This is a genomic window from Paenibacillus elgii NBRC 100335 (assembly GCF_004000865.1).
GTDB classification, from domain to species: domain Bacteria; phylum Bacillota; class Bacilli; order Paenibacillales; family NBRC-103111; genus Paenibacillus_G; species Paenibacillus_G elgii.
Map to the genome: position 1 here is coordinate 15,014 of NZ_BIMB01000025.1, position 21,124 is coordinate 36,137.

The following is a 21,124-nucleotide window of genomic DNA, read 5'->3' on the forward strand; positions in this document are numbered from 1 at the left end:
ACCTTCCTTCAAGTAGCAAGTGGATGAACGGAGCGGCGTGCCGTCAAGAACGCGGCTTGAGCAACTGCTCCGGTGTTATCGTATTTTTGAACCCGTACGTCGCCGCTTTTTCCGCGGCTTCTTCAGCGTAGAGAATCCGGATTCGCACGACGCTTTTCACATTGAGGCATTCGCTGCTTCCGCCTGGAACGTACAAGCGGATCGGGTACCCTTTGGCCAACGGGCTGCCGTCCTCCTGCTCGTAGAGCACCAAGGCTTGCTCCAATTCGCTCCAAGGGATGCCCGCTTGAAATTCGTCCGCCCCTTCGATCTCCAAACGGGTCGGGGTCCGTCCCGGCTCCGCCTGCTGCGTTCGAATCCAAGCTTCGTACCATGCCGGCCAGTCAAACGCGTTTCCCGTGACGCCGCTCACCCGCTCCTGCACCGGAAACTTCCGCGGAGCGATGGCCGCCAGCTCGTTTACGGTATACCGGACGCGGCCGACGTACTCATCTATGATTTCTATAGTCATGCTACGCCTCCATCTCCCTTGAAACATCACCAACCATTATATCATTTTTCGCTAAAAATATGGTATGCTGAAACGTAAAAGAACAGCCCGCAAAGCCGGCGAATCGTGAGCTTCGCGGCGGCCGGAACAACAATCTGCCGCACGGAGGCCCATTCGCCGGACTTCAAAAGACCGCTGGAACGAAGGAGTAGAACAACCATGAAGCTGAGACTGCTACTTTTCGCCGGATTGGCCGAGCATTTCGGTTCCCCGGTACTGGAGCTGGACATAGAACAAGACGGGCTGACGCCGCAGGAGCTTAAAGCGCTGCTTGCCGCCCGCTACCCCGCCGCAACGGACGTGCTTAAGCAAGCGTTCGTCGCAGTGAATCAGCAGTATGCGGACGATGCAGCCCGCATCACCGGGCAGGACGAAGTCGCACTCATCCCGCCGGTTTCCGGCGGCGAGCCGGAGCCTTACGTCATCACCCGCGATCCGATTCTTGCCGATGAGGTGACGGCCAAAGTGCTGCATCCGGACCATGGCGCGACGCTGGCGTTTGTCGGCACCACCCGGGAGTTTACCCATGGCAAAAGGACCACGATGCTGGAATACGAAGCCTACGAGCCGATGGCGCTGAAAACGATGCGTCAAATCGGTGACGAGCTGTCCTCGCGCTGGCCGGGTACGCGGCTCGCCATTACGCACCGGCTCGGCACGGTGCCGGTAGGTGAGACGAGCGTCGTCATTGCCGTATCTTCCCCGCACCGGGACTTCGTCTATGAAGCGAGCCGCTATGCCATCGAGCGGCTGAAGCAAATCGTGCCGATCTGGAAGAAGGAAATATGGGAGGACGGCTCGGAGTGGAAGGGACATCAGCAAGGCCCCTGGAATCCGGCAGCTGGTCTTCCGCAGGAAGGAGAGGCGCGAGCATGAACGTATCCGACAGAATGACGGAGCAGGAGAACGTACAAGTCGCGGACCGGGAACGGTATTCGCGGCAGATGCTGTTCGCCCCCATCGGCGAAGCCGGGCAAGCGAAGCTGCTGCAAGCCCGCGTCGCCATCGTGGGCATGGGCGCGCTCGGCACGGTGCTCGCCAATCATATGGTGCGTGCCGGTATTGGCTTCGTGCGCCTGATCGACCGCGACTTCGTCGAGCGAAGCAATCTGCAGCGGCAGATGCTTTACGATGAAGCCGATGCGGCCGGCTCCGCGCCCAAAGCGGAAGCGGCTGCAGCCCGGCTCGGCGCGGCGAATTCCGGCGTGGTCGTTGAACCGGTCGTAGCCGACTTGAACTTCGCCAATGCCGAGCAATTGCTGGCCGACGTCCAGCTTATCCTGGATGGCACGGATAATTTTGCGGTGCGCTTTTTAATAAACGACATCAGCGTCAAACACGGAATTCCGTGGATTTACGGCGGCGCCGTAAGCTCCCGCGGCGTCTCGCACACCGTCATTCCCGGCGAAACGCCTTGTCTGCGGTGCTTGTTCGACCAACCGCCGGCCCGGGGTACGACGGAGACATGCGATACGGCCGGCGTGATCGGATCGATCATTCATACGGTCGCCTCTCACCAAGCGGCCGAAGCGTTCAAACTGCTTGTAGGGGCCCATCAGCAGCTAAACCGCAAGATGGTCCATTGGGACCTCTGGTACAACCAATACGCCGCGATCGACGTGTCGAAAGCGCGCAAAGCGGATTGCCCTTGCTGTGCGAAACGCCAATTCGAATACTTGGATGCTTCACTGGAGGAAGATACGATCCAGACGCTATGCGGCCGGAATTCCGTTCAGATCCAACCTGTTACGCCCGCCGCGCTCTCTTTGGAAGAATGGGCGGAACGGCTTCAGACGCTTGGGCGGGTCGAGAAAAACCCGTTTCTCCTGAAGCTTCATTTGGACGAATCGCTGACACTGGTGCTTTTCCCGGACGGACGAATGATCGTACAGGGCACCGAAGACCCTACCGTGGCCAAAAGCTTGTACAGCCGCTATATCGGAATGTAATTGTTACAAATAGATTAAATATTAATTAATTTTTACCTTTTATTCGACAAAAATCGAGTGCTTCGGGTTCATTTTCCTGTTATCATGAGAACAAAGGGACAACTTTTTATTACGGTGAACGTCCCGTGACCCCAGGACAGAGGTGAACCCGTTGTGCTCATATCGATCCATCAAGTCAAAGTTGGCGATCGGCTCGGCTCGGATACATTTAACGGGTACGGATTGTTGGTCCTCTCCGCACACACCGAGCTTTCCGTCGATGACATTGAGAAGCTAAAGCTGCACCATATCGACGAAGTGGACATCGCTTTTCGTACGGATGACCCCGAGCCCGGCGCAGCAAGTGACGAATCTCCACCCGTGCTAACGGAGCACGCTGCCTCAGCTGCCGCAGTAGCAGCTTACCATGAAGCAGTGGACGGCATGAAAAGCATATTTGAGCAGGCGACCCAAAAAGGCATCGTGTATCAGGATCAAATTGACAACGGTTTCAACCCGCTTGTCCAGCAAGTTCACGAAGAGAGGGACGTCGTTTCGCTCCTGCTCGTGTTAAACAGTGCGGACGATTATACGTATCAGCACAGCGTTCAAGTAGGCATGATCTCCTACTATATCTCCAAATGGCTCGGGCAATCGGAGGCGGATGCCATGCTCGCCGGCAAAGCGGGCTATTTACATGACATCGGCAAAGGCTTCATCGATCCGGCTATTCTTCAGAAGCCTGGAAAATTGACGGAGGAAGAATACGAACGCGTGAAAAAGCATTCGATCTACGGATACGAGCTGCTGCAGCGTTCGGGACTGCCTGCGGAAATATGCTTGACTGCTTTGCAGCACCATGAACGGCTCGACGGGTCCGGCTACCCGTACGGCCTGCGCGGAGATGACATTCATCCGCTCGCCAAGATCGTCGCTGTCGCGGACATTTACAGCGCGATGATCTCAAGCCGGGTATACCAGAAAAAACGCGATTTGCTGTTCGTTCTGCGCGAGCTTCACCGGTGCAGCTTCGGACAAATTGATCCTCATATTACGCAATTGTTTATCCAGCACATGGTCCCGAATTTTATCGGCAAAAAAATTCAACTGGCCTCCGGCGAAACGGGTACGATCGTACTCACCCACCCGACCGATGTTTTCCGGCCGCTCGTCAATTTTGACGGCACGTTCATCGATTTGTCGGAGCGGATGGATTTGGAAGTCGAGCACATTTTCGCGGATTAATATACATTTGTCTTACATACGAAGAACAGCCCCGCCAGCAACCGGCCGGGCTGTTCTTTTTTAAGAGGATACCCGCTTGGCAGCCAAAAACGTCTGCTTCCAATACGCATTGTTGATGTGGGTAATCTGCACGCCGTCTTTCGGCTCCGGAGCCGAGTGAATCATTCTCTGGTTCCCTAAATAAATGCCGACATGTCCGACTGTCTTCTGGCTGCGAAACTTACCGGGGACGTAAAAGAACAACAGATCGCCCTTCCGCAACTGTTTCCGGTCGACGGTCGTCCCTTGCTTGGCTTGGGCCCGTGCTGTCCGGTTAAGCGTTATGCCGGATTTGGCAAACACATATTGCGTATATGTGGAGCAGTCGAACTTGCCGGAGGTTGAATAAGGCGCGGCGCCGAACGAATAGTTCACACCGACGTAGCGTGTCGCCCGAGTCAGCAAAGCGTTCATATCGACCTGCCTCAGAACGGGAACCGCAATGTCATCCTTGCCGGAAAAACCGTCCAGCCCCTTCATGGCCTCGACAGCATCGGAAGCCTCCAGCAGCGGGTCGCGTTCCAGTCTCATCGCCGAAGCCCCTCCCGTTGTTTGAAACGGGTCCTTCGGATCGTCGCCGAAGTCAAGCTCCGCTCCCGTACTTGCCTCCAGCGGACCGTCGATCGCCCCGCTAACCGCCCAGTCGGTGGCTTGGGCAACCGCCGCCTGTTCCTTGATTTCGAATGATAAATCTTTTGCAAACACCGGGTTTAACGCCGACACGGGAATATGTATCTGGGAATTAAAAAGAACAGGCGCTTCCTTCAGCGTCACCGTCTCATCGTCTCTCAGCGCTGACGTTTGGCCCGGCTTCAGCTCGTAAGACGCATCATGCTCCCCCAACTGAAATACTCCCCTGGCTTGATCCCAATTGGACCGGAATCCGACAATTTTGGCAAAATCGGAACCAACCACATACGCGGTCCCGCCTATAGTCACGGTGGGAATCGTCATTTCCACCCGGCCTTGTGGCAGCATGCGAATAAATCCGCCGTTCAGGCCGATTGTTGTCGTTTTTCCGTTGATTTCTTCGCTTTTTAACCGGTTTGCGGCTTGCCCCTGGTTGCTTGGAATGCCCTGCTGATTCGAAAGCCGCTGTTCCTTCGATAATTGCGGCCCGCAGCCTGCCGCCAGCAAGCATGCAACCAACGAGGCCGCCACCGGACGCCGCCATGATCCGATCATCGCACCATTCTCCTCTCATTCTTGAATGCGCCGGAATTCGGTCCCTATATAGGATGAAGCAGGATTCAGGCGGCTATGCGTCCGGTTGGCTGGAAACAAATAAGCGCAGTCCTCCTGCATAAATTACGGGGAGATTGCGATCTATAGAAAAACTTCATACAAAATTAAGGCAAACTTTATAGACACCGGTATAAACGGTAATGTATGTTTATAGCAACAGCCCAGAATATCCCAATGACTCTACTATTGGGAGGTGTTCGGCTAACCGACAACATTCAAATTGAAAGCGGATTCAAAACGCAGAAGACCATCCGCATGGTACAAAGAAAGCGCTTGTCGAGTTCATTCTATGAAAAAAGGAGCTTGAGATGGTATGAAAAGAAAAATCGCGTCTATCGCTTTCGTGCTTGTCCTGCTGTTCAGTTTTGCTTCCTCTGGTTTGGCGGCCTCGAGCGGGCCGGGTACAGGCAACGATACTTGGGCGCCGGTCCAAGCCCATGGCAATATTTATATCGAAGGCAACTTCATAAACGTCGGTCGGATTAGCCTCGGGGTCAACTTCAAGCTGTACCGGGTAACACCGAACGGAGATGTGCTGGTAGGCAGTAACTCGACAGGAACCATTGTGGCCGGTCAATATGCGCGGCTCAAGATTCCTTTGGCTTCGAATCAGCCCGACGGACAGTATAGACTTGTCTTAGACTCGCCGGGTGATTTCACCGTCGTTGCCTATCTCGGATACAATTAAACGTGAAAACCTCCATAGCCGCTTTGCTCCTTAAGGTGGCGATGGAGGTTTTTCGTTCTAATAAAAAATACGTATCCGGGCGATTTTACACCTAAGCGTAAACGTCGCCGCAGACACGTATTTGCATGTTTCCCCGAAAATGAAAACTTAACCGATCGAGCCTTCCATCTCGAATTTGATGAGACGGTTCATCTCGACCGCGTATTCCATCGGCAGTTCTTTCGTGAACGGCTCGATGAAGCCCATAACGATCATTTGCGTCGCTTCCGCTTCCGTCAATCCGCGGCTCATCAGGTAGAACAGTTGATCCTCGGATACTTTCGAGACGGTTGCTTCGTGCTCCAGCGTAATGTTGTCGTTCATGATTTCGTTGTAAGGAATCGTATCGGACGTCGATTCGTTATCCATAATGAGCGTATCGCACTTGATGTTCGCCTTGGAACCTTCCGAGTTGCGTCCGAACGAAGCCAAGCCGCGGTACGTTACTTTGCCGCCGTGCTTGCTGATCGATTTGGATACGATCGTGGAAGTCGTGTCCGGCGCCAAGTGCGTCATTTTCGCACCGGCATCCTGATGCTGGCCTTTGCCCGCAACGGCGATCGAAAGGACCATACCTTTCGCGCCGCGGCCTTTCAGCACAACCGCAGGATATTTCATCGTCAGCTTAGAGCCGATGTTGCCGTCGACCCATTCCATTGTCGCGTTTTCTTCCGCAACCGCACGCTTCGTCACCAGGTTGTAAATGTTCGGCGCCCAGTTCTGAATCGTAGTGTAGCGGACTCGGGAATCTTTGAGGCAGATGATCTCAACCACGGCGCTGTGCAGCGAGTTCGTGCTGTAGACCGGAGCCGTACAACCTTCGACGTAATGCACAAAGCTGCCTTCGTCGGCGATGATGAGCGTACGCTCGAACTGCCCCATGTTTTCCGAGTTGATCCGGAAGTAAGCTTGCAGCGGAATTTCCACCTTCACGCCTTTCGGCACGTAGATGAAGCTGCCGCCGGACCATACCGCACTGTTCAATGCGGCGAATTTATTGTCGCTCGGAGGAATGATCGTCCCGAAGTATTTTTTGAAAATTTCCGGGTGCTCCTTAAGCGCCGTGTCCGTGTCCATAAACAGGACGCCCTGCTCTTCCAAATCCTTCTGCATGCTGTGGTAAACAACCTCGGACTCGTACTGGGCGGATACGCCCGCCAAGAACTTCTGCTCCGCCTCCGGGATACCGAGCTTGTCGAACGTTTCCTTGATTTCGGTCGGCACTTCTTCCCACGTTTTCCCTTGCTTCTCGGAAGGCTTTACGTAGTATTGAATGTCGTCGAAATCCAGATCGTCCATATTGCCGCCCCAACGCGGCATTGGCATTTTCAAAAACTGCTCCAGCGACTTCAGACGGAACTCCAGCATCCATTCGGGCTCGCCCTTCATTCTGGAAATCTCGGTCACGATTTCGCGGGTTAGGCCTTTCCCGCTCTGAAACACGGCTTTATGCTCGTCGCGAAACCCATATTTATATTCTTCCATTTCCGGCATTTTCTTTGCCATGGGTGCCATACCTCCTTATTTGTTGGTGTTTACTTGGTCGATTCCTTTGCGCAGCGCGTTCCAAGCCAGTGTCGCGCACTTGATCCGGGCAGGGAACTTGTTTACGCCGGACAAAGCTTCCAAATCTTCATATTCGAATTCCACGGGCTCGCCTTTCATCAGCCCGGAAAATTTCTCAGCCATCTCCAGCGCTTCTTCCAACGTCTTGCCTTTGACCGCTTCCGTCATCATCGAAGCGGAAGAAAGGCTGATCGAACAGCCTTCGCCTACGAATTTGGCCGCCTTGACCATGCCGTCCTCGACCTGCATTTGAAGCTGGATTTTATCGCCGCAGGTCGGGTTGTTCAGATCGATACTGACGGACTGATTCTCGAAAGTGCCGCGGTTGCGGGGATTTTTGTAATGATCCATAATGACTCTGCGGTATAAATCATCCAATTGCATAGCCGAAGTACTCCTTTGTTTTAATAAGGGAAGCGACCAACCGGTCTACATCGGCTTCGGTATTGTACAGATAGAAGCTGGCACGGGCGGTTGCCGTGACATTCAGCCAGCGCATCAGCGGTTGGCAGCAGTGGTGGCCGGCACGGACAGCGATCCCGTCGGCGTCGAGGACGGTTGCTACGTCGTGCGGATGCACCTCGTCCAGATTGAACGTGATCAGTCCTGCCCGGTCGTGCTGCGGTCCGTACACCGTCAAGCCTTCGATTTGCAGCATGCGTTCCATCGCGTAGGCGGCCAATTGCTTCTCGTGCTTCTCGATCGCCTCCAAGCCGATGCCTTCCAGAAAATCGATCGCCGCTGCGAGGCCTACGGCTCCTGCGATGATCGGCGTACCGCCTTCGAACTTCCAAGGCAGGTCCTTCCAAGTGGAGTCATACAAGCCGACATGATCGATCATTTCGCCACCGAATTCGATCGGATCCATCTCCTGCAGCAGCTCTTTTTTGCCGTACAGGGCGCCGATCCCGGTCGGCGCACACATCTTATGGCCGGAGAACGCGTAAAAATCGCAGCCCAGCGCCTGCACGTCCACTTTGAGATGCGGTGTGCTTTGAGCGCCGTCAACAACCATTTTGGCGCCCTTGCGATGCGCGATTTCCGCGATTTCCTTTACCGGGTTTACAACGCCGAGCACATTGGATACGTAAACGACAGATACGATTTTCGTGCGTTCGGTAACGGTGCTTTCCACGTCGGCCAGACGGATCGTACCGTCCGGCTGCAGCGGAATATATTTCAAGACAGCGCCGGTCGCTTTCGCGACCTGCTGCCATGGAATGAGATTGGCGTGGTGCTCCATCGGCGTAATGACGATTTCGTCCCCTTCGCCGCACACGGCCCGCGCATAACTCGAAGCCACCAAATTGAGCGCCGTCGTCGCCCCGCGGGTAAAGATGATTTCCTCCGTAGACGAAGCGTTGATGAAGCGGCGCACTTTCTCGCGCGCGCCTTCGTATGCGTCTGTCGCACGGGAACCGAGCGTATGCACGCCGCGGTGTACGTTTGCGTTGTCGAACTCGTAGTAACGTTTAACGGCTTCGATTACCGAGACCGGCTTTTGCGAGGTGGCTGCCGAATCCAGATAAACGAGCGGATGTCCGTTCACATCCTGATGAAGAATGGGAAATTGACTGCGTATGTCCGCCGTATTCATTGTCCCAGCTTCCTTTCCACGAGAAGCTGCAGCTGTGACGCGATCTGCTCCAGTGGAATTTGAGACACCACCGGTGCCAGGAAGCCGTAAATGACCAGCCGTTCGGCTTCTTCACGCGAAACGCCGCGCGACATCATATAGTATACCTGTTCTTGGTTCACTTGACCCACGCTGGCCGCATGGCCTGCCGTAACGTCGTCCTCGTCGATCAACAGAATCGGGTTGGCGTCGCCGCGCGCTTTCGGGCTGAGCATCAGCACTTTTTCCGTTTGCTCGCCGTTCGCTTTGGTCGCGCCCTTCTCGATTTTGGTAATGCCGTTAATGATGGCCGTTGCCCCGTCACGCATAACGGCGCGGGTAATCATCTGGCTGTCGGAGCTTTTGCCGAAGTGAATCGCCCGGGTGGATACGTTCAGCTTCTGCTCTCCGGTACCGACGCAGATTACCTTCGCATCGGAGGTCGAGCCGTTGCCTTTCAAAATCGACGTCGTATCCGACATCGCGTTGCCGTAATGCATCTCGCCGACGATCCACTCGATGCTTCCGTCATTCTCCACGAGCGCGCGGCGGTACGTCAGATCGGTAACCGATTCGTCCAAGTTATGCACCGAAGCGAAGGTTACTTTGGCGCCCGGCTTGACGACGACTTCAACCACACCGTTCTGCACCAAGCCGTTCAAGCTGCCTTCGGAAACGAAGTTGTCGACATAAGTCACCGACGCATGCTGCTCGGCAACGATCAAGACGTGCGGCGAAAAGCTCGCTTCGGCGTCGTCCGTCACGAACAGCGCTTGTACGGGTACTTCCACCTGCACGTTTTTCGGAACGTACAGGAACACGCCACCGCTCCAAAGTGCGGTATGCAGCGCCGTCAGGCGGTTTTCATCCTTACCGACGACAGACATAAAATATTTCTGCACCAGCTCGCCGTGGGTTTGGAGCGCTTCTTCGAGGCTCATAAACACGACGCCCTGCTGCTTCAACGTCTCGGAGACGCTGCTGTACACGACGCCCGAGTTTTTCTGTACGATCAGATTGTCCGGGTGTCCTTGCCCGTCGTTCTGCAGCAGGCTCTTGGCCGAGGCCGGCAGCTCTTCGAGCGATGCGAGCTTGGCGCCCGCTTTATAAGTTCCGAAGGAAGCGAGGTTCCAACGGTCGATTCTTGTTTTCTCCAATGTCGGCAATTCGAGCGTTCCAGCAAGCTCCAGCGCTTGCCCGCGCAGAGTCGTCATCCACTCCGGCTCTTGTCTCGCTTTGGACAGCTCTACCAAGCTTGCGCGATCGATCGGAAGAACGGTTTGTGTACTCATGGTTAATCCTCCTGTTCCCTTTCGATAGCTTAGTATTTCGGAGCCGTCGTATTCATCGGAATCTTGAATTCCTCTTCGTCCTGGCCTACCCGCTCGTCCACGATCCCAAGCTCTTCTTTCACCCAGTCGTAGCCTTCGTTCTCCAGACGCTGAGCCAGCTCAGGTCCGCCGGATTTCACGATGCGTCCTTGCATCATCACGTGAACGTAGTCCGGGGTGATGTAGTTCAGCAGGCGTTGGTAGTGGGTGATGATCAGGAAGCCGCGGTCTTCGGAACGCATTGCGTTCACGCCCGTCGCCACGATGCGCAGCGCGTCGATATCGAGGCCCGAATCGATCTCGTCAAGAATAACGATGCTCGGGTCCAGCATCATCATTTGCAGAATTTCGTTGCGCTTCTTCTCGCCGCCGGAGAAGCCTTCGTTCAAATAGCGGTGCATGAACTCGGGGTTCATCTCCAGTTCCTTCATTTTCGCTTCCATCTGGCGGATGAATTTGATCAGCGAAATTTCGCTGCCTTCCTCACGGCGGGCGTTAATCGCGCTGCGCAGGAAATCCGCGTTCGTCACGCCAGCAATTTCGCTCGGATACTGCATGGCAAGAAACAGGCCGGCACGCGCTCTTTCGTCCGTCGCCATTTCAAGCACGTCCTCGCCGTTCAGCGTCACGCTGCCTTCCGTCACTTCATATTTCGGGTGGCCCATGAGGGTGGACGCCAGCGTACTTTTGCCCGTTCCGTTCGGTCCCATGATCGCATGCACTTCGCCGCCCTTAATCGTCAAGCTAAGGCCTTTCAAAATCTCTTTGCCCTCGACAGTCGCTTTCAAACCGTCTATAGTAAAATGCGGTACGTTTGCCATAGTTTCGTGCCTCCGAGTTTTAATTATTATTTAATGATAATCATTACAAACTGATTATCAATGATTCTCAATAATAATATTATATCTCAATATGTAAAATCAAGAAAGTCCCGTCCGCTGATTTCCCGGAACTATTTTTGTGCAAGCGCCTCCCGAATCCGATTGGCTTCCATCCCAAAAGCTTCGTCCGTCAACACCGGCCGGCGCGGAGCCCCATGCAGCGATTCGGGGAGCGCGATCCACGATTTGCACCCGTTATATTCGGCCAGCACCGGGATTCGCACAGGCTCGTACAGCACATACACCCTGAGCAGCATGACATGCAGCGGCTTCGTCCGTTTCCACTTCAGCCTCTCTTCGGCAAGCCTGTCCGTCCAAATGTGGAACGGCTTCAGCTTCGCGAGCTGTTCTTCGGTCTCGATCAGGATATCCTCGGCGAGCTCGGCGTAGCATCCGATCTCCGCTTGTTCGCCGCTCCCTTCGGGCGCCCGGTCGTCCACCCGTTCCGCAAACTCCGGCTTGATCAGCTCTTTGCACTGGTGCTCATAGGTCGGATATAAATAAAAGCTGTCGGATTCCACTTGAAAATCCCGGGTTTCCTCGCGGATGCCGCCTTTACGCATAATGAGGATTTGCTTCCCCTGCTTCAAAGCTTCAACGGCCACGGCCCATTCCTTCAACCCGACCGCCTGTCCTTGCGGTATCATCTCTTCGCTCTCCTCCCGTTAGTAGTTTAGCCCATTCGTTTTACGCTATTATAGATTTCCAGCCAAAACATTGCAATTCCGAAAGAGCATAAAAACGATCGCAAAAATCGATGCTAAAAACGCTACATCATTCAATCCGCTGCGAGGAGAGTGAAGAGCTATGCGCGAAGGTCTGATTCCAACCGTTCTCGGTACGGCTGTCGCAGCATCCGGCGCGGCAATGCGAAACAAATACCCGATGGCGGCCGCCGCGGTCGTCGGCTTTGGGCTTGCACACGTCGTGCTGGGAGCCATTGACTTGGTGGAGCATCGCAGAAGAACGGAGTAGCCCCCGAGGGCTATTGCTCCGGCAAACAAAAAGGGAAGGCGCCCAGGCCTCCCCTTTTTCCTATGCAATCGTTAGCTCGATTAGTTTCCGTTCTGTACATAATAATTGGAAGCCGAGATTCGTTGGTACTGCTCTTGACTTGCTTTTAAAGGATTGGCATGCAGGGCTACGGACGGATTTTCCGGCGAGTTCCACCCGAGCACGCACAGGATGGCAAAGCACGCCGCGACCAACAGCAATTTACCGAGCAGTTTCTCCATATCAAAACCTCCAGCTCCGGGTATTTACCTTAATTGTATCTCCCAGCGTTAAGCGCATATTATCGGAGTATAAACATTTTGTAAAAGACACGGCCAAAACCGGGGAATTCACAGTTCAGGAAAACGCATTTCCTCTATTCCAACGCAAACCAAATTGATTTATACTAGAGAGAATGGCAGTTTTCATATGGAAAAAGGAGGAATTCAATCCATGTCCGCATATCATCCGCTGACGGAATCGGAAGCTATCGATTATGCAAGAAGTTTACCCGACCTGTTTCAACCCGATTCCGAGCTCACGAGCCGCGAAATCGGGGACGGCAACTTGAACCTGGTGTTCCATATTTCGGAGCCTTCTACCGGGAAAAGCATCATTTTGAAGCAAGCGCTCCCCTATGCCAAAGTCGTAGGCGAATCGTGGCCTTTGACCTTGGACCGCGCCCGCATCGAGAGCGAAGCGTTGATGATTCAGGAATCGCTGTGCCCCGACCTTGTCCCGCACGTATACGCTTATGAGCCGGACTTGGCGCTTACGGTCATGCAGGATTTGAGCGACCATATCATTATGCGGAGAGGCTTGATCGAGCGCAACAAATACCCGCTGTTCGCCGGGCATATCGGAACGTTTTTGGCCCGTACCCTTTTTTACACGTCCGACCTCGGCATGAACCAGCAAGAGAAAAAAGAACGGGTTAAACGGTTCATCAACCCGGAGCTGTGCAAAATTACTGAGGACTTGATTTTCGATGATCCGTATACGGATTCGCCGAACAATAACGTGCCGCCGGCCATTCGCGACGCCGTTACCGCCGTTTGGCAAGATACCGGGCTGCATATGGAAGTGGCAATTCTTCGCGAGAAGTTTTTGACGCACGCCCAGGCGCTGCTGCATGGCGATCTGCATACCGGCAGCATCTTTATCAAGCCGGATTCGACCAAGGTCATCGATCCGGAGTTCGCCTACTACGGACCGATGGGCTTCGATATCGGCGCCGTATTCGCCAATCTGCTGCTGAACTTCGCCGCGCAGGAAGGCTGGGGTGAGGACGAGGCTTCGCGCCAAGATTTCCGCAGCTACTTGACCGGCACGATCCGCGACGTGTGGGAGACGTTCGAACGCGAGTTCCGGGAGCTATGGGACCGGCACGGTACCGACCGGATCGCCAAAACGCCGGGCTACCAGGACTGGTACATGAGAGAAGTGCTGCGGGACACGTTCGGCTTCACCGGCAGCAAGATGGTGCGCCGCGTGCACGGTCTGGCGCAGGTGGCCGACATCAATCAAATTCAAGACGAAGCGGCCAAAGAGCGCGCCCAGCGGCTGGCGCTCGCCATCGGCACGTCGCTTATTAAACTTAACCGGCAGGCGTCTTCGATCGGAGAAATGATCGAAATCGCCGAGAAGGCCGTGAAATAAATAAAGGAGAGTGCTGATACCTTGACTACGGAACAAACCAAACAAGCGGACTGGCTGCAATCCGTCCGCTGGAATTCGCTGGAGGACCGCTTGGATCTGCTCGACCAGCGGCTGCTGCCGGACGAAATCGTTTATTTGGAGCTGACGACCTCCGAGCAAGTATGGGATGCGATTAAGCAGCTCGCCGTCCGCGGCGCGCCTGCCATCGGCATCGCGGCGGCGTTCGGGGTCTATCTCGGCGTGCGAAGCTTCTCCGGGAGCCGGGGTGCGCTGCTGGCGGAAGTCAACCGCCAGTGCGATTACCTCGCAACATCGCGCCCGACGGCGGTGAATTTGTTCTGGGCGCTGGACCGGATGCGGGCGCGGGCGGAAGCGCTGCTTGGCTCTGCCACACCGGAGGAGACGACGGTGGAGAGCGCGCAGCAGGCACTGCTGGACGAGGCGCGGGCCATCCAAGCCGAGGACGAGGAAACGTGCCGCTTGATCGGCGAGCACGCGCTGTCTTTGTTCGAAGACGGCATGGGCGTCCTCACACACTGCAACGCGGGCGGCCTTGCAACCGCAAGGTATGGGACGGCGCTGGCGCCGATGTACCTGGCGCTGGAGAAAGGCATCACGCTTAAAGTGTTCGCGGACGAAACCCGGCCGGTGCTGCAGGGAGCGCGCTTGACGGCGTTCGAGCTGCAGCAAGCGGGTGTCGACGTGACGCTGATCTGCGACAACATGGCCGGCGCCGTCATGGCGAAGGGATGGGTACAGGCGGTCATCGTCGGCACCGACCGCGTAGCCGCCAACGGCGACGTTGCCAACAAGATCGGCACCTATAGCGTCGCCGTACTGGCTAAGGCCCACGGCATTCCGTTCTACGTCGCGTGCCCGATGTCGACGATCGACTTGAACACGCCGACCGGGTCCGATATTCCGATCGAGGAGCGGCACGAAGACGAAATTACGCAAGGGTTCGGCAAGCGCACCGCGCCGCAGGGCGTGAAGGTGTTCAACCCGGCGTTCGACGTAACGCCGAACGAGTACGTGACCGCCATTATTACGGAAAAAGGCATCGTCCGGGCTCCGTATGGGGACAATTTGCGGAAGCTGTTTACGGAATAATCGCGGAATTATTAATAACGATGGAAAAACGGCCGTATCCTGTGCGTCTTTGCACGGGAAACGGCCGTTTTCGGTTTAAGGAGCGAACGAATTCGGCTCTTTCATGTAAACAGGATGAATCATCTTCAAAATAAAGAGCACATCGTCCCGGTCGAACTGTCCATCTCCGGTAACGTCCGTTTGAGCGCGGATCGCTTTCATCGCCGAATCCAAATCGCTGACGACCGGCAAAGGAGGTCTTACCCGGTCAATAAAGATGGTGTATAGTGCCGTATTTCCGTTCACAGCCGTCACTTGCAGCTCGACAGGTAGCCTTTGTCCCAAAATGAGCGATTTTGCATGCAGCATGCCGCCGCTCCATTCGACGTTGGCTTGCTGATTTTTGAGCGCAAGCTGCGCATTCGGATCGTCCGGAACGATCTGCAAGCTTACAGCGTCCGTCTCGGGACCTACGGTTAACAAATATTGATCAGCCGCGACCATGACAAGCGGAGCCGAATTGTAGGTCACAGAACGAAGAGCCGTGTTGCCGGATGGGCCGGATTGCCGGGTGACCTCCACTTCGAAGCTGCTTGTAAAGCCGCTCCCGATTTTCGCGACAACGGAAAACAATCTCGTCCGGTTCTCCATCAGATCCGATACCGTAATCGTCCGCCCGTAGACATCATAGGTTACCCCGGTCACTGTGGACGGGACATAGAAAGTCGCATTCGGATCGTACAGCGTAACGCCAAGCTGCACCTGAGTTACATTCCCGGGCACGCTTAGCGAGTACGTCCGGGTTTCCGGTTTGTAGGACAAGGGGGCGTTGGCGTACGAAATACTCATCTCATTCAAGGTGATTTCATACGGCTGTCTGTCCGTACCCGATCCGCCAGCCAGCACGACTCCTTCCTTCAGCGCGATCACCGGCAGAACCGCACGCGTGCCGTTGTCCTCCTGATCCCGGTTATCGAACCACGCCTTGCCCTCGGCGCCTACAAGCAGCGGATACGCTTTGTTCGCTTGCATATCGTTCAGCGGATTGATCAGCCAGTGACCGGAAAGCAGCTTAGGATCTATGAGTCCTGATAATTTGGCAAACTGATCTTTAGTCAGAAGTCCGACATTCGCGTTGACGGTAAACGAACCCTTTTCCACCAGTTGACCGTTCACAAAGTCATAAGTCTTGATATCGAACGGCGAAGTAGCGATCCATCGCTTCGTTTCGCCCAGGCTGCTGTAAAAATCCTGGTTCAAATACTTTCCGACGGAGCCTTCCACGGCCGGATCGAAGCGATAAGCCGGATTGTCGGCATTAAATATATTGCTTTTATAGGCATTATTCCAATATAGGCTGGCGACCTGTGTCCCCGGCTTCGAGACCAGGGTCCGGCTCGCAGGGTCCACCATCAACCATTGCTTTCCGGCGTAGGAAACAACATCGCCAACGGATAACAACGTTAAGGAGTCGCCTGCGGCAGGCTGCCTCACAATCATAATTTCAAAAGGAGCCTTGGTCCCGGTAACCGAATCGGCCACCTCGAATGTAATCCTGCTTTGTCCCACAGGCAATTGCCCAATCGAAAGCCGGTTTCCGGCAAAAGACGCGGTTGCGCCGGAGGAGCCCGCTGAAACTTTTTCGACATTCATCCCAGAATGGCTCAGCACCATATCGAGGGCCACAGCATTCGTTTCGCGCGGAAGACGAAGGCTATAAGCTCCCGTACCTTCATGGTTCGCTACTTTTTGAACGGGAATTCCGTTCGTTGCCGTCAACGACTTGACAGGAGATAAATCGATTTCGATTGGAGCGGCGCTGTATTCCGGAGCAATCGTTCTCCCCGTTCCGAGCTGACCATGGCGGTTATCCCCCAAACCATACAGCTTGTTCCCGCTTGAGAGGATATAGGTGGTTTTCGCTCCGCCGACAATGCCGTCGACTTGCTCTCCGAAGTATAAGTCCGAACCCGGACCCGCTCCCGTTCCGGAACTTTCGGTCCCCGGCAGCGGAACCGCAATCGGAAAGGCAGCGTTGGAACGGTCGGGACGGCCGACCTGCCCGAAATCGTTAAGCCCGGTAACGTACAACGTGCGAGGAGTGATCTCTCCGTCCCCGCGAATGAGCAGCGTATGATCGCCGCCTGCCGCCGCGCCCCGCGCGTCTCCGATCGGATTGCCGGTTTCCATCGTCATGCGGCTGGCATAGCTTCGATGGCCTAAAGTCGGGCCGAGTCCCAGCTGCCCATATTCGTTGCTGCCCCAAACATAGACGCTCTGCCCGTCTCCCTTGGCGACTGAGTGCTCGTTCCCCGCCGAAATGCCGTAAATGTTCGTCAGCCTGTCGCCTAACGTTTCCGACCGGACGACCTCTACCGGCAAGCGCTTGTCGGTCGTCGTGTTGTCACCGAGCTGTCCTTTGTTGTTGCGACCCCAGGCCAGCACGGTTTTGTCTGTCGACCGGGCCAAGCTGTGGTAAGCGCCTAAAGCGATCTCTTTCATCTCCGCGAGATCTCCTGTGCCCTCCTTGTTTTTCACAAAAACCGGAAAGCCGCTTGGCGCCTGATCTCCGCTGCCTAATTGTCCGTAGGTATTGTCGCCCCACGCCACTACTTTTCCGTCGCCGAATAGCAGGGCAGCGTGATCATAACCGGCGGCCACGGCCGCTGCAGGTTCCGCGTCCAGGTCATAGCCCGCGCCAAGCTTGACGTTCCCGGGAGCGGTTCTTCCATTCGTCGTCCCGTCGCCAAGCTGATACTTGTTGTTGCTTCCCCAGGCCTTCACTCTTTTGACCCCGTCTTCACTTGTCAGCACCAGCGTAAATGCGCTTCTGGCGCCCTCCGTCGGGTTGCCGCCGGCAGCGGCCGCCGAGGCATTCGCGATCCCCGGAACCTGCCGCGGGTACGGCTGGTCGGCCCCGCCGGTATCGTATCCGAGCTGCCCGAAATCGTTCGCCCCCCATGTCCATACGGTTCCGTCCTCCCGTACGGCAACGGTATGCGAATAAGAGGAAGATACGGAAACGAACATCGTATTCGCCCCATCCTGACCATACGCCTGACTGCGTCCCGGAAGCGGCAGCAGCAGACTGAGGCTGACGATGATTGTGAGAATCCAAAGCATTCCTTTTCTTTTGAAGCTTGCACGAGAATAAAAACCTGAAACGTCGACCCGGTCGACCAAATCCACTTATACTTCACTCCTTCTGCACACAATCACAGGGATTGCTCTATGAGGCTATTACTTTATTTTACCTTATTTTACTGCCCCTGTGAGTGAATATTGTCATAATTTTAGAAATCGGCGCCCCGATCCGCAAGAGTTCGAAAGTCTCAAAATCATGCCGCTTTAGGCCGAAAACAGTTGCGAAAACTAGTCATATTGGCTATGATGAATAAGAAAATATTTTTCATCATTTTTATCAGTATGAAGAAAATGATTTACAAAATCTTTGCAAAACAGGTGATCTGATGTCCGGTATTCTGCAAGCCTTACGGGAACAGCAGCACCAGATGAATCCGAAGGAACAAATTCTCGCGCAATTTATTTTGGAGCATGCCCATGAGGCCGTTCATTTGAGCATTACGGAGCTAGCCGGACGTTCGGGAACGAGCACCGCGACGGTGTCCCGTTTTTGCCGCAGCCTGCTATTCAAGGGCTATGGGGATTTTCGCATGAAGCTGTCCGCCGAGCTCGTCCAGCCTGTTCCGGCGAAGCCTTCCTACCAGGACATTGTCGCAGGCAACACGCTTCACAGCATCGCCCAGGCGATTGAAACGAACCATCTGCGCTCAATCTCGGATACGACGCGGCAGCTCGACCTCACGGAGGTCCAGCGGGCCGTGGATGCGCTGCACGATGCCCGGCGTATTGATCTTTACGGGATGGCGACATCAGGGATGGTCGCGTACGATTGCCAGCAAAAGCTGGTGCGCATCGGCAAAATGGCGCAGCATTGGTCGGATTCCCACATGCAGATTACGTCGGCAACGAGTCTCGGCGAAGGGGATGTGGCGTTCGCTTTCTCCTATTCCGGCGAAACTCCCGAAACGCTTGACGCGCTCTTATGCGCCAAGGAGCGGGGAGCCACGACGATTTCGCTGACCAAGTTCGGGGCCAACCGGATTTCGCAGCTTGCGGATATCCGGCTGTACGCTTCCTCGCTGGAGGAAGGGATGCGCCGCGGCGATATGGCTTCGCGGATCGCACAGCTGCACGTGGTGGACATTTTGTTTACCGCGCTGCTCAGCCTGCACTTTGACGATTATGTTCCGCTTCTGGAGCAATCGTTTCAAGAAGTGAAAAAATACCGCAAAGAAAAAGGGAGATGAGCCATGAACATTTTAACTTTCCGTACACAAGAAGAATTGAACAAAGCCGGTGCCGGCATCATTACCGGACTGCTGCAAACGAATCCGAGAGCCGTGCTCGGTCTTGCGACAGGCAGCACGCCGATCGGCATTTACCGGGAGCTTGTCGAGTCGCATCGGCAAGGGCTGGTCAGCTTCTCCAAAGCGACGGCGTTCAATCTTGACGAATACGTCGGTCTCGAGCCGGGGCATCCGGCCAGTTACTATACATTCATGCAGGAGCACCTGCTCGGTCTCGTCGACATTCCCCCGCAGCAATGCCATATTCCAAGCGGAATCGCACCGGATCTGCAGGCGGAATGTACCCGCTACGACAGCCTGCTGGAGGAGCACGGGCAGATCGACCTGCAACTGCTCGGTCTGGGCCATAACGGCCACATCGGCTTCAACGAGCCGGACGCCACGCTCGAGGGCGGCACGCATCTCGTGGAGCTGAAAGAATCGACCCGCTCGGCGAACGCGCGGTTTTTCGATAAGCCGGAGCAGGTGCCGACGCACGCCCTGACGATGGGAGTCGGCACGATTCTGAAAGCGAAAATGATTTTGCTCGTCGTCCGCGGCGCGGATAAGGCGGAAATCGTACAGCGGGCGCTACAAGGCCCGATCACGACGGATTGCCCGGCCTCGCTGCTGCAGACGCATCCGCACGTCGTCGTATTGTTGGATTCCGAAGCAGGAGGTTTGCTAAAATGAGTCGCGAAGCATGGGACACCCTGATCGTTAACGCCAAAGTCGTCACGCCGGATTCGGTGATTCCTGCCGGGTATGCAGCGGTCAAGGACGGTAAAATTGAAGCGCTTGGCTCGATGGCCGAGCTGAATGAAGCGCTGGCCGAAGCGGCCGGCACGAAAATCGACGCCCGCGGAAGCTGGCTGCTGCCCGGCTTCATCGACGTACATGTGCATGGCGGCTACGGCAGCGACTTCATGGACGGAACGATCGAATCGCTTGAAAATATTACCCGCTTTCACTCCAGCCACGGTACCACCACGATGCTGGCGACCACGGTAACCGGCTCCCCCGAAGCGATCGGCCAAGTGCTGGAGAGCGTCAAGGCGTACCGGGAAAAAGGGATGCCGTACGCGCAATTGGCCGGCGTACATCTGGAAGGACCGTTCATCAGTCCGAAATGGCCTGGCGCGCAAAATCCGAACTTTATCGTCACGCCGAAGCTCGATTGGGTAAAGGAATGGACCAGCCGCTATCCGGGCTTGATTCGCCTCGTTACGCTGGCTCCGGAAACCGAAGGAGCCCTGCCGGTCATTGCGTTCCTTGCCGGACAAGGCGTCGTTGTCGCCTGCGGCCATACGGACTCGACCTATGCGCAGATCGGCGAAGCGGTCAAGCATGGGCTGAGCCATGCCGTGCATACGTTCAACGCCATGAAAGGGCTGCACCACCGCGAGCCCGGCGTCGTCGGCGCCGTGCTGACCGAGGATAAGATCTGCGCCGAGGTCATCGCCGACGGACACCACGTTCATCTGGCCTGCATCCGGCTGCTGACCCAAACGAAACGCAGCGACAATCTGCTGCTGATCACGGACGCCATGTCCGCCGCGGGTCTCGGGGACGGCGATTTTGAACTCGGCGGACTTGCCGTCGTGGTCAAGGACGGCGTCGCAAGGCTTCGCGACGGCGACAGCCTCGCAGGCAGCACGCTGACGATGATGGGCGCCTTCCGCTTTGTAGTCAGCACGGTCGGAGTCAGCGTCGAGGAAGCCAGCCGGATGGCCAGTTGGAACCCGGCGAAGCAGCTCGGACTGCTGGAGGAAACCGGCAGCATCGAAACCGGCAAGCAGGCGGATCTGCTGCTCGTCACGCCGGAGCTTGACCTCGAACGCGTCTGGGTCCAAGGAAGAGAATTGCCCCAATAATCGCGCGACAAA

Annotated in this window: 20 protein-coding genes; 10 read left to right on the plus strand and 10 right to left on the minus strand. The window is 55.6% G+C overall.

Features of this window, described 5'->3' with window-relative positions; all coding sequences use genetic code 11:
* Positions 1 to 43 precede the first annotated feature (43 nt).
* On the minus strand, positions 44 to 511 hold the full coding sequence (locus PEL01S_RS18765) for a molybdopterin-binding protein (protein WP_063181851.1): 468 nt from the start codon (positions 509 to 511) through the stop codon (positions 44 to 46).
* 198 nt (positions 512 to 709) lie between these two features.
* Between PEL01S_RS18765 and moaD the strand changes: the two genes are divergently transcribed.
* From moaD to PEL01S_RS18780, 3 genes are all read left to right on the plus strand, one after another.
* A complete protein-coding gene (gene moaD, locus PEL01S_RS18770; protein WP_127461384.1) occupies positions 710 to 1,426 on the plus strand; it encodes a molybdopterin converting factor subunit 1 in 717 nt (238 codons plus the stop codon).
* A complete protein-coding gene (locus tag PEL01S_RS18775) occupies positions 1,423 to 2,499 on the plus strand; it encodes a ThiF family adenylyltransferase (RefSeq protein WP_174806972.1) in 1,077 nt (358 codons plus the stop codon). Before moaD ends, PEL01S_RS18775 begins: the two co-directional genes overlap by 4 nt.
* 153 nt (positions 2,500 to 2,652) lie before the next feature.
* On the plus strand, positions 2,653 to 3,723 hold the full coding sequence (locus tag PEL01S_RS18780) for an HD-GYP domain-containing protein (protein ID WP_127461385.1): 1,071 nt from the start codon (positions 2,653 to 2,655) through the stop codon (positions 3,721 to 3,723).
* 60 nt (positions 3,724 to 3,783) lie between these two features.
* Here PEL01S_RS18780 and PEL01S_RS18785 read toward each other — a convergent pair whose 3' ends face one another.
* Positions 3,784 to 4,947 (minus strand): C40 family peptidase, encoded by a 1,164-nt coding sequence (locus tag PEL01S_RS18785; protein WP_127461386.1) that lies wholly within the window; start codon positions 4,945 to 4,947, stop codon positions 3,784 to 3,786.
* Positions 4,948 to 5,320: 373 nt separating this feature from the next.
* Here PEL01S_RS18785 and PEL01S_RS18790 point away from each other — a divergent pair, with 373 nt between their 5' ends.
* The gene (locus tag PEL01S_RS18790; RefSeq protein ID WP_127461387.1) at positions 5,321 to 5,695 is read left to right on the plus strand and encodes a hypothetical protein; all 375 of its coding nucleotides are present in this window, start codon (positions 5,321 to 5,323) and stop codon (positions 5,693 to 5,695) included.
* A gap of 147 nt (positions 5,696 to 5,842) precedes the next feature.
* Here the strand turns inward: PEL01S_RS18790 and sufB are convergent, their stop codons facing one another.
* From sufB to PEL01S_RS18820, 6 genes are all read right to left on the minus strand, one after another.
* Positions 5,843 to 7,240, minus strand: a complete 1,398-nt coding sequence (gene sufB, locus PEL01S_RS18795) for a Fe-S cluster assembly protein SufB (RefSeq protein ID WP_054975818.1) — start codon at positions 7,238 to 7,240, stop codon at positions 5,843 to 5,845.
* 15 nt (positions 7,241 to 7,255) lie between these two features.
* Positions 7,256 to 7,684 carry a Fe-S cluster assembly sulfur transfer protein SufU gene (sufU, locus tag PEL01S_RS18800; RefSeq protein WP_063181839.1) on the minus strand — a complete coding sequence of 143 codons (429 nt, stop codon included), beginning with the start codon at positions 7,682 to 7,684 and terminating at the stop codon, positions 7,256 to 7,258.
* Positions 7,671 to 8,897 carry a cysteine desulfurase gene (locus PEL01S_RS18805; RefSeq protein ID WP_127461388.1) on the minus strand — a complete coding sequence of 409 codons (1,227 nt, stop codon included), beginning with the start codon at positions 8,895 to 8,897 and terminating at the stop codon, positions 7,671 to 7,673. Before PEL01S_RS18805 ends, sufU begins: the two co-directional genes overlap by 14 nt.
* Positions 8,894 to 10,207, minus strand: a complete 1,314-nt coding sequence (sufD, locus tag PEL01S_RS18810) for a Fe-S cluster assembly protein SufD (protein ID WP_127461389.1) — start codon at positions 10,205 to 10,207, stop codon at positions 8,894 to 8,896. The genes PEL01S_RS18805 and sufD overlap by 4 nt, the downstream gene beginning before the upstream one ends.
* Before the next feature lie 29 nt (positions 10,208 to 10,236).
* Positions 10,237 to 11,067 carry a Fe-S cluster assembly ATPase SufC gene (gene sufC, locus PEL01S_RS18815; protein ID WP_063181833.1) on the minus strand — a complete coding sequence of 277 codons (831 nt, stop codon included), beginning with the start codon at positions 11,065 to 11,067 and terminating at the stop codon, positions 10,237 to 10,239.
* Positions 11,068 to 11,198: 131 nt separating this feature from the next.
* Positions 11,199 to 11,774 carry a DUF1802 family protein gene (locus tag PEL01S_RS18820; RefSeq protein ID WP_127461390.1) on the minus strand — a complete coding sequence of 192 codons (576 nt, stop codon included), beginning with the start codon at positions 11,772 to 11,774 and terminating at the stop codon, positions 11,199 to 11,201.
* A 160-nt stretch (positions 11,775 to 11,934) separates the two neighbouring features.
* Between PEL01S_RS18820 and PEL01S_RS18825 the strand changes: the two genes are divergently transcribed.
* Entirely contained in the window at positions 11,935 to 12,102 is a 168-nt protein-coding gene (locus tag PEL01S_RS18825) for a hypothetical protein (protein WP_010492186.1), read from the plus strand.
* An 80-nt stretch (positions 12,103 to 12,182) separates the two neighbouring features.
* Here the strand turns inward: PEL01S_RS18825 and PEL01S_RS18830 are convergent, their stop codons facing one another.
* Complete coding sequence (locus PEL01S_RS18830) at positions 12,183 to 12,362, minus strand: hypothetical protein (RefSeq protein WP_010492188.1); 180 nt, start codon at positions 12,360 to 12,362, stop codon at positions 12,183 to 12,185.
* Between the two features lie 211 nt (positions 12,363 to 12,573).
* Between PEL01S_RS18830 and mtnK the strand changes: the two genes are divergently transcribed.
* The gene (gene mtnK, locus PEL01S_RS18835) at positions 12,574 to 13,779 is read left to right on the plus strand and encodes an S-methyl-5-thioribose kinase (RefSeq protein WP_127461391.1); all 1,206 of its coding nucleotides are present in this window, start codon (positions 12,574 to 12,576) and stop codon (positions 13,777 to 13,779) included.
* Positions 13,780 to 13,800: 21 nt separating this feature from the next.
* The gene (mtnA, locus tag PEL01S_RS18840) at positions 13,801 to 14,889 is read left to right on the plus strand and encodes an S-methyl-5-thioribose-1-phosphate isomerase (RefSeq protein WP_127461392.1); all 1,089 of its coding nucleotides are present in this window, start codon (positions 13,801 to 13,803) and stop codon (positions 14,887 to 14,889) included.
* Positions 14,890 to 14,964: 75 nt separating this feature from the next.
* Here mtnA and PEL01S_RS18845 read toward each other — a convergent pair whose 3' ends face one another.
* Positions 14,965 to 18,057, minus strand: a complete 3,093-nt coding sequence (locus PEL01S_RS18845) for an RCC1 domain-containing protein (protein WP_127461393.1) — start codon at positions 18,055 to 18,057, stop codon at positions 14,965 to 14,967.
* Between the two features lie 281 nt (positions 18,058 to 18,338).
* Between PEL01S_RS18845 and PEL01S_RS18850 the strand changes: the two genes are divergently transcribed.
* The 3 genes from PEL01S_RS18850 to nagA are packed head-to-tail and all read left to right on the plus strand — an operon-like array spanning position 18,339 to position 21,112.
* Positions 18,339 to 19,199: a MurR/RpiR family transcriptional regulator gene (locus PEL01S_RS18850; RefSeq protein WP_036681691.1), complete on the plus strand. Its 861-nt coding sequence runs from the start codon at positions 18,339 to 18,341 to the stop codon at positions 19,197 to 19,199.
* Between the two features lie 3 nt (positions 19,200 to 19,202).
* Positions 19,203 to 19,931, plus strand: a complete 729-nt coding sequence (gene nagB / locus PEL01S_RS18855) for a glucosamine-6-phosphate deaminase (protein WP_063181823.1) — start codon at positions 19,203 to 19,205, stop codon at positions 19,929 to 19,931.
* Positions 19,928 to 21,112, plus strand: a complete 1,185-nt coding sequence (nagA, locus tag PEL01S_RS18860) for an N-acetylglucosamine-6-phosphate deacetylase (protein WP_127461394.1) — start codon at positions 19,928 to 19,930, stop codon at positions 21,110 to 21,112. The genes nagB and nagA overlap by 4 nt, the downstream gene beginning before the upstream one ends.
* Positions 21,113 to 21,124: the final 12 nt, after the last annotated feature.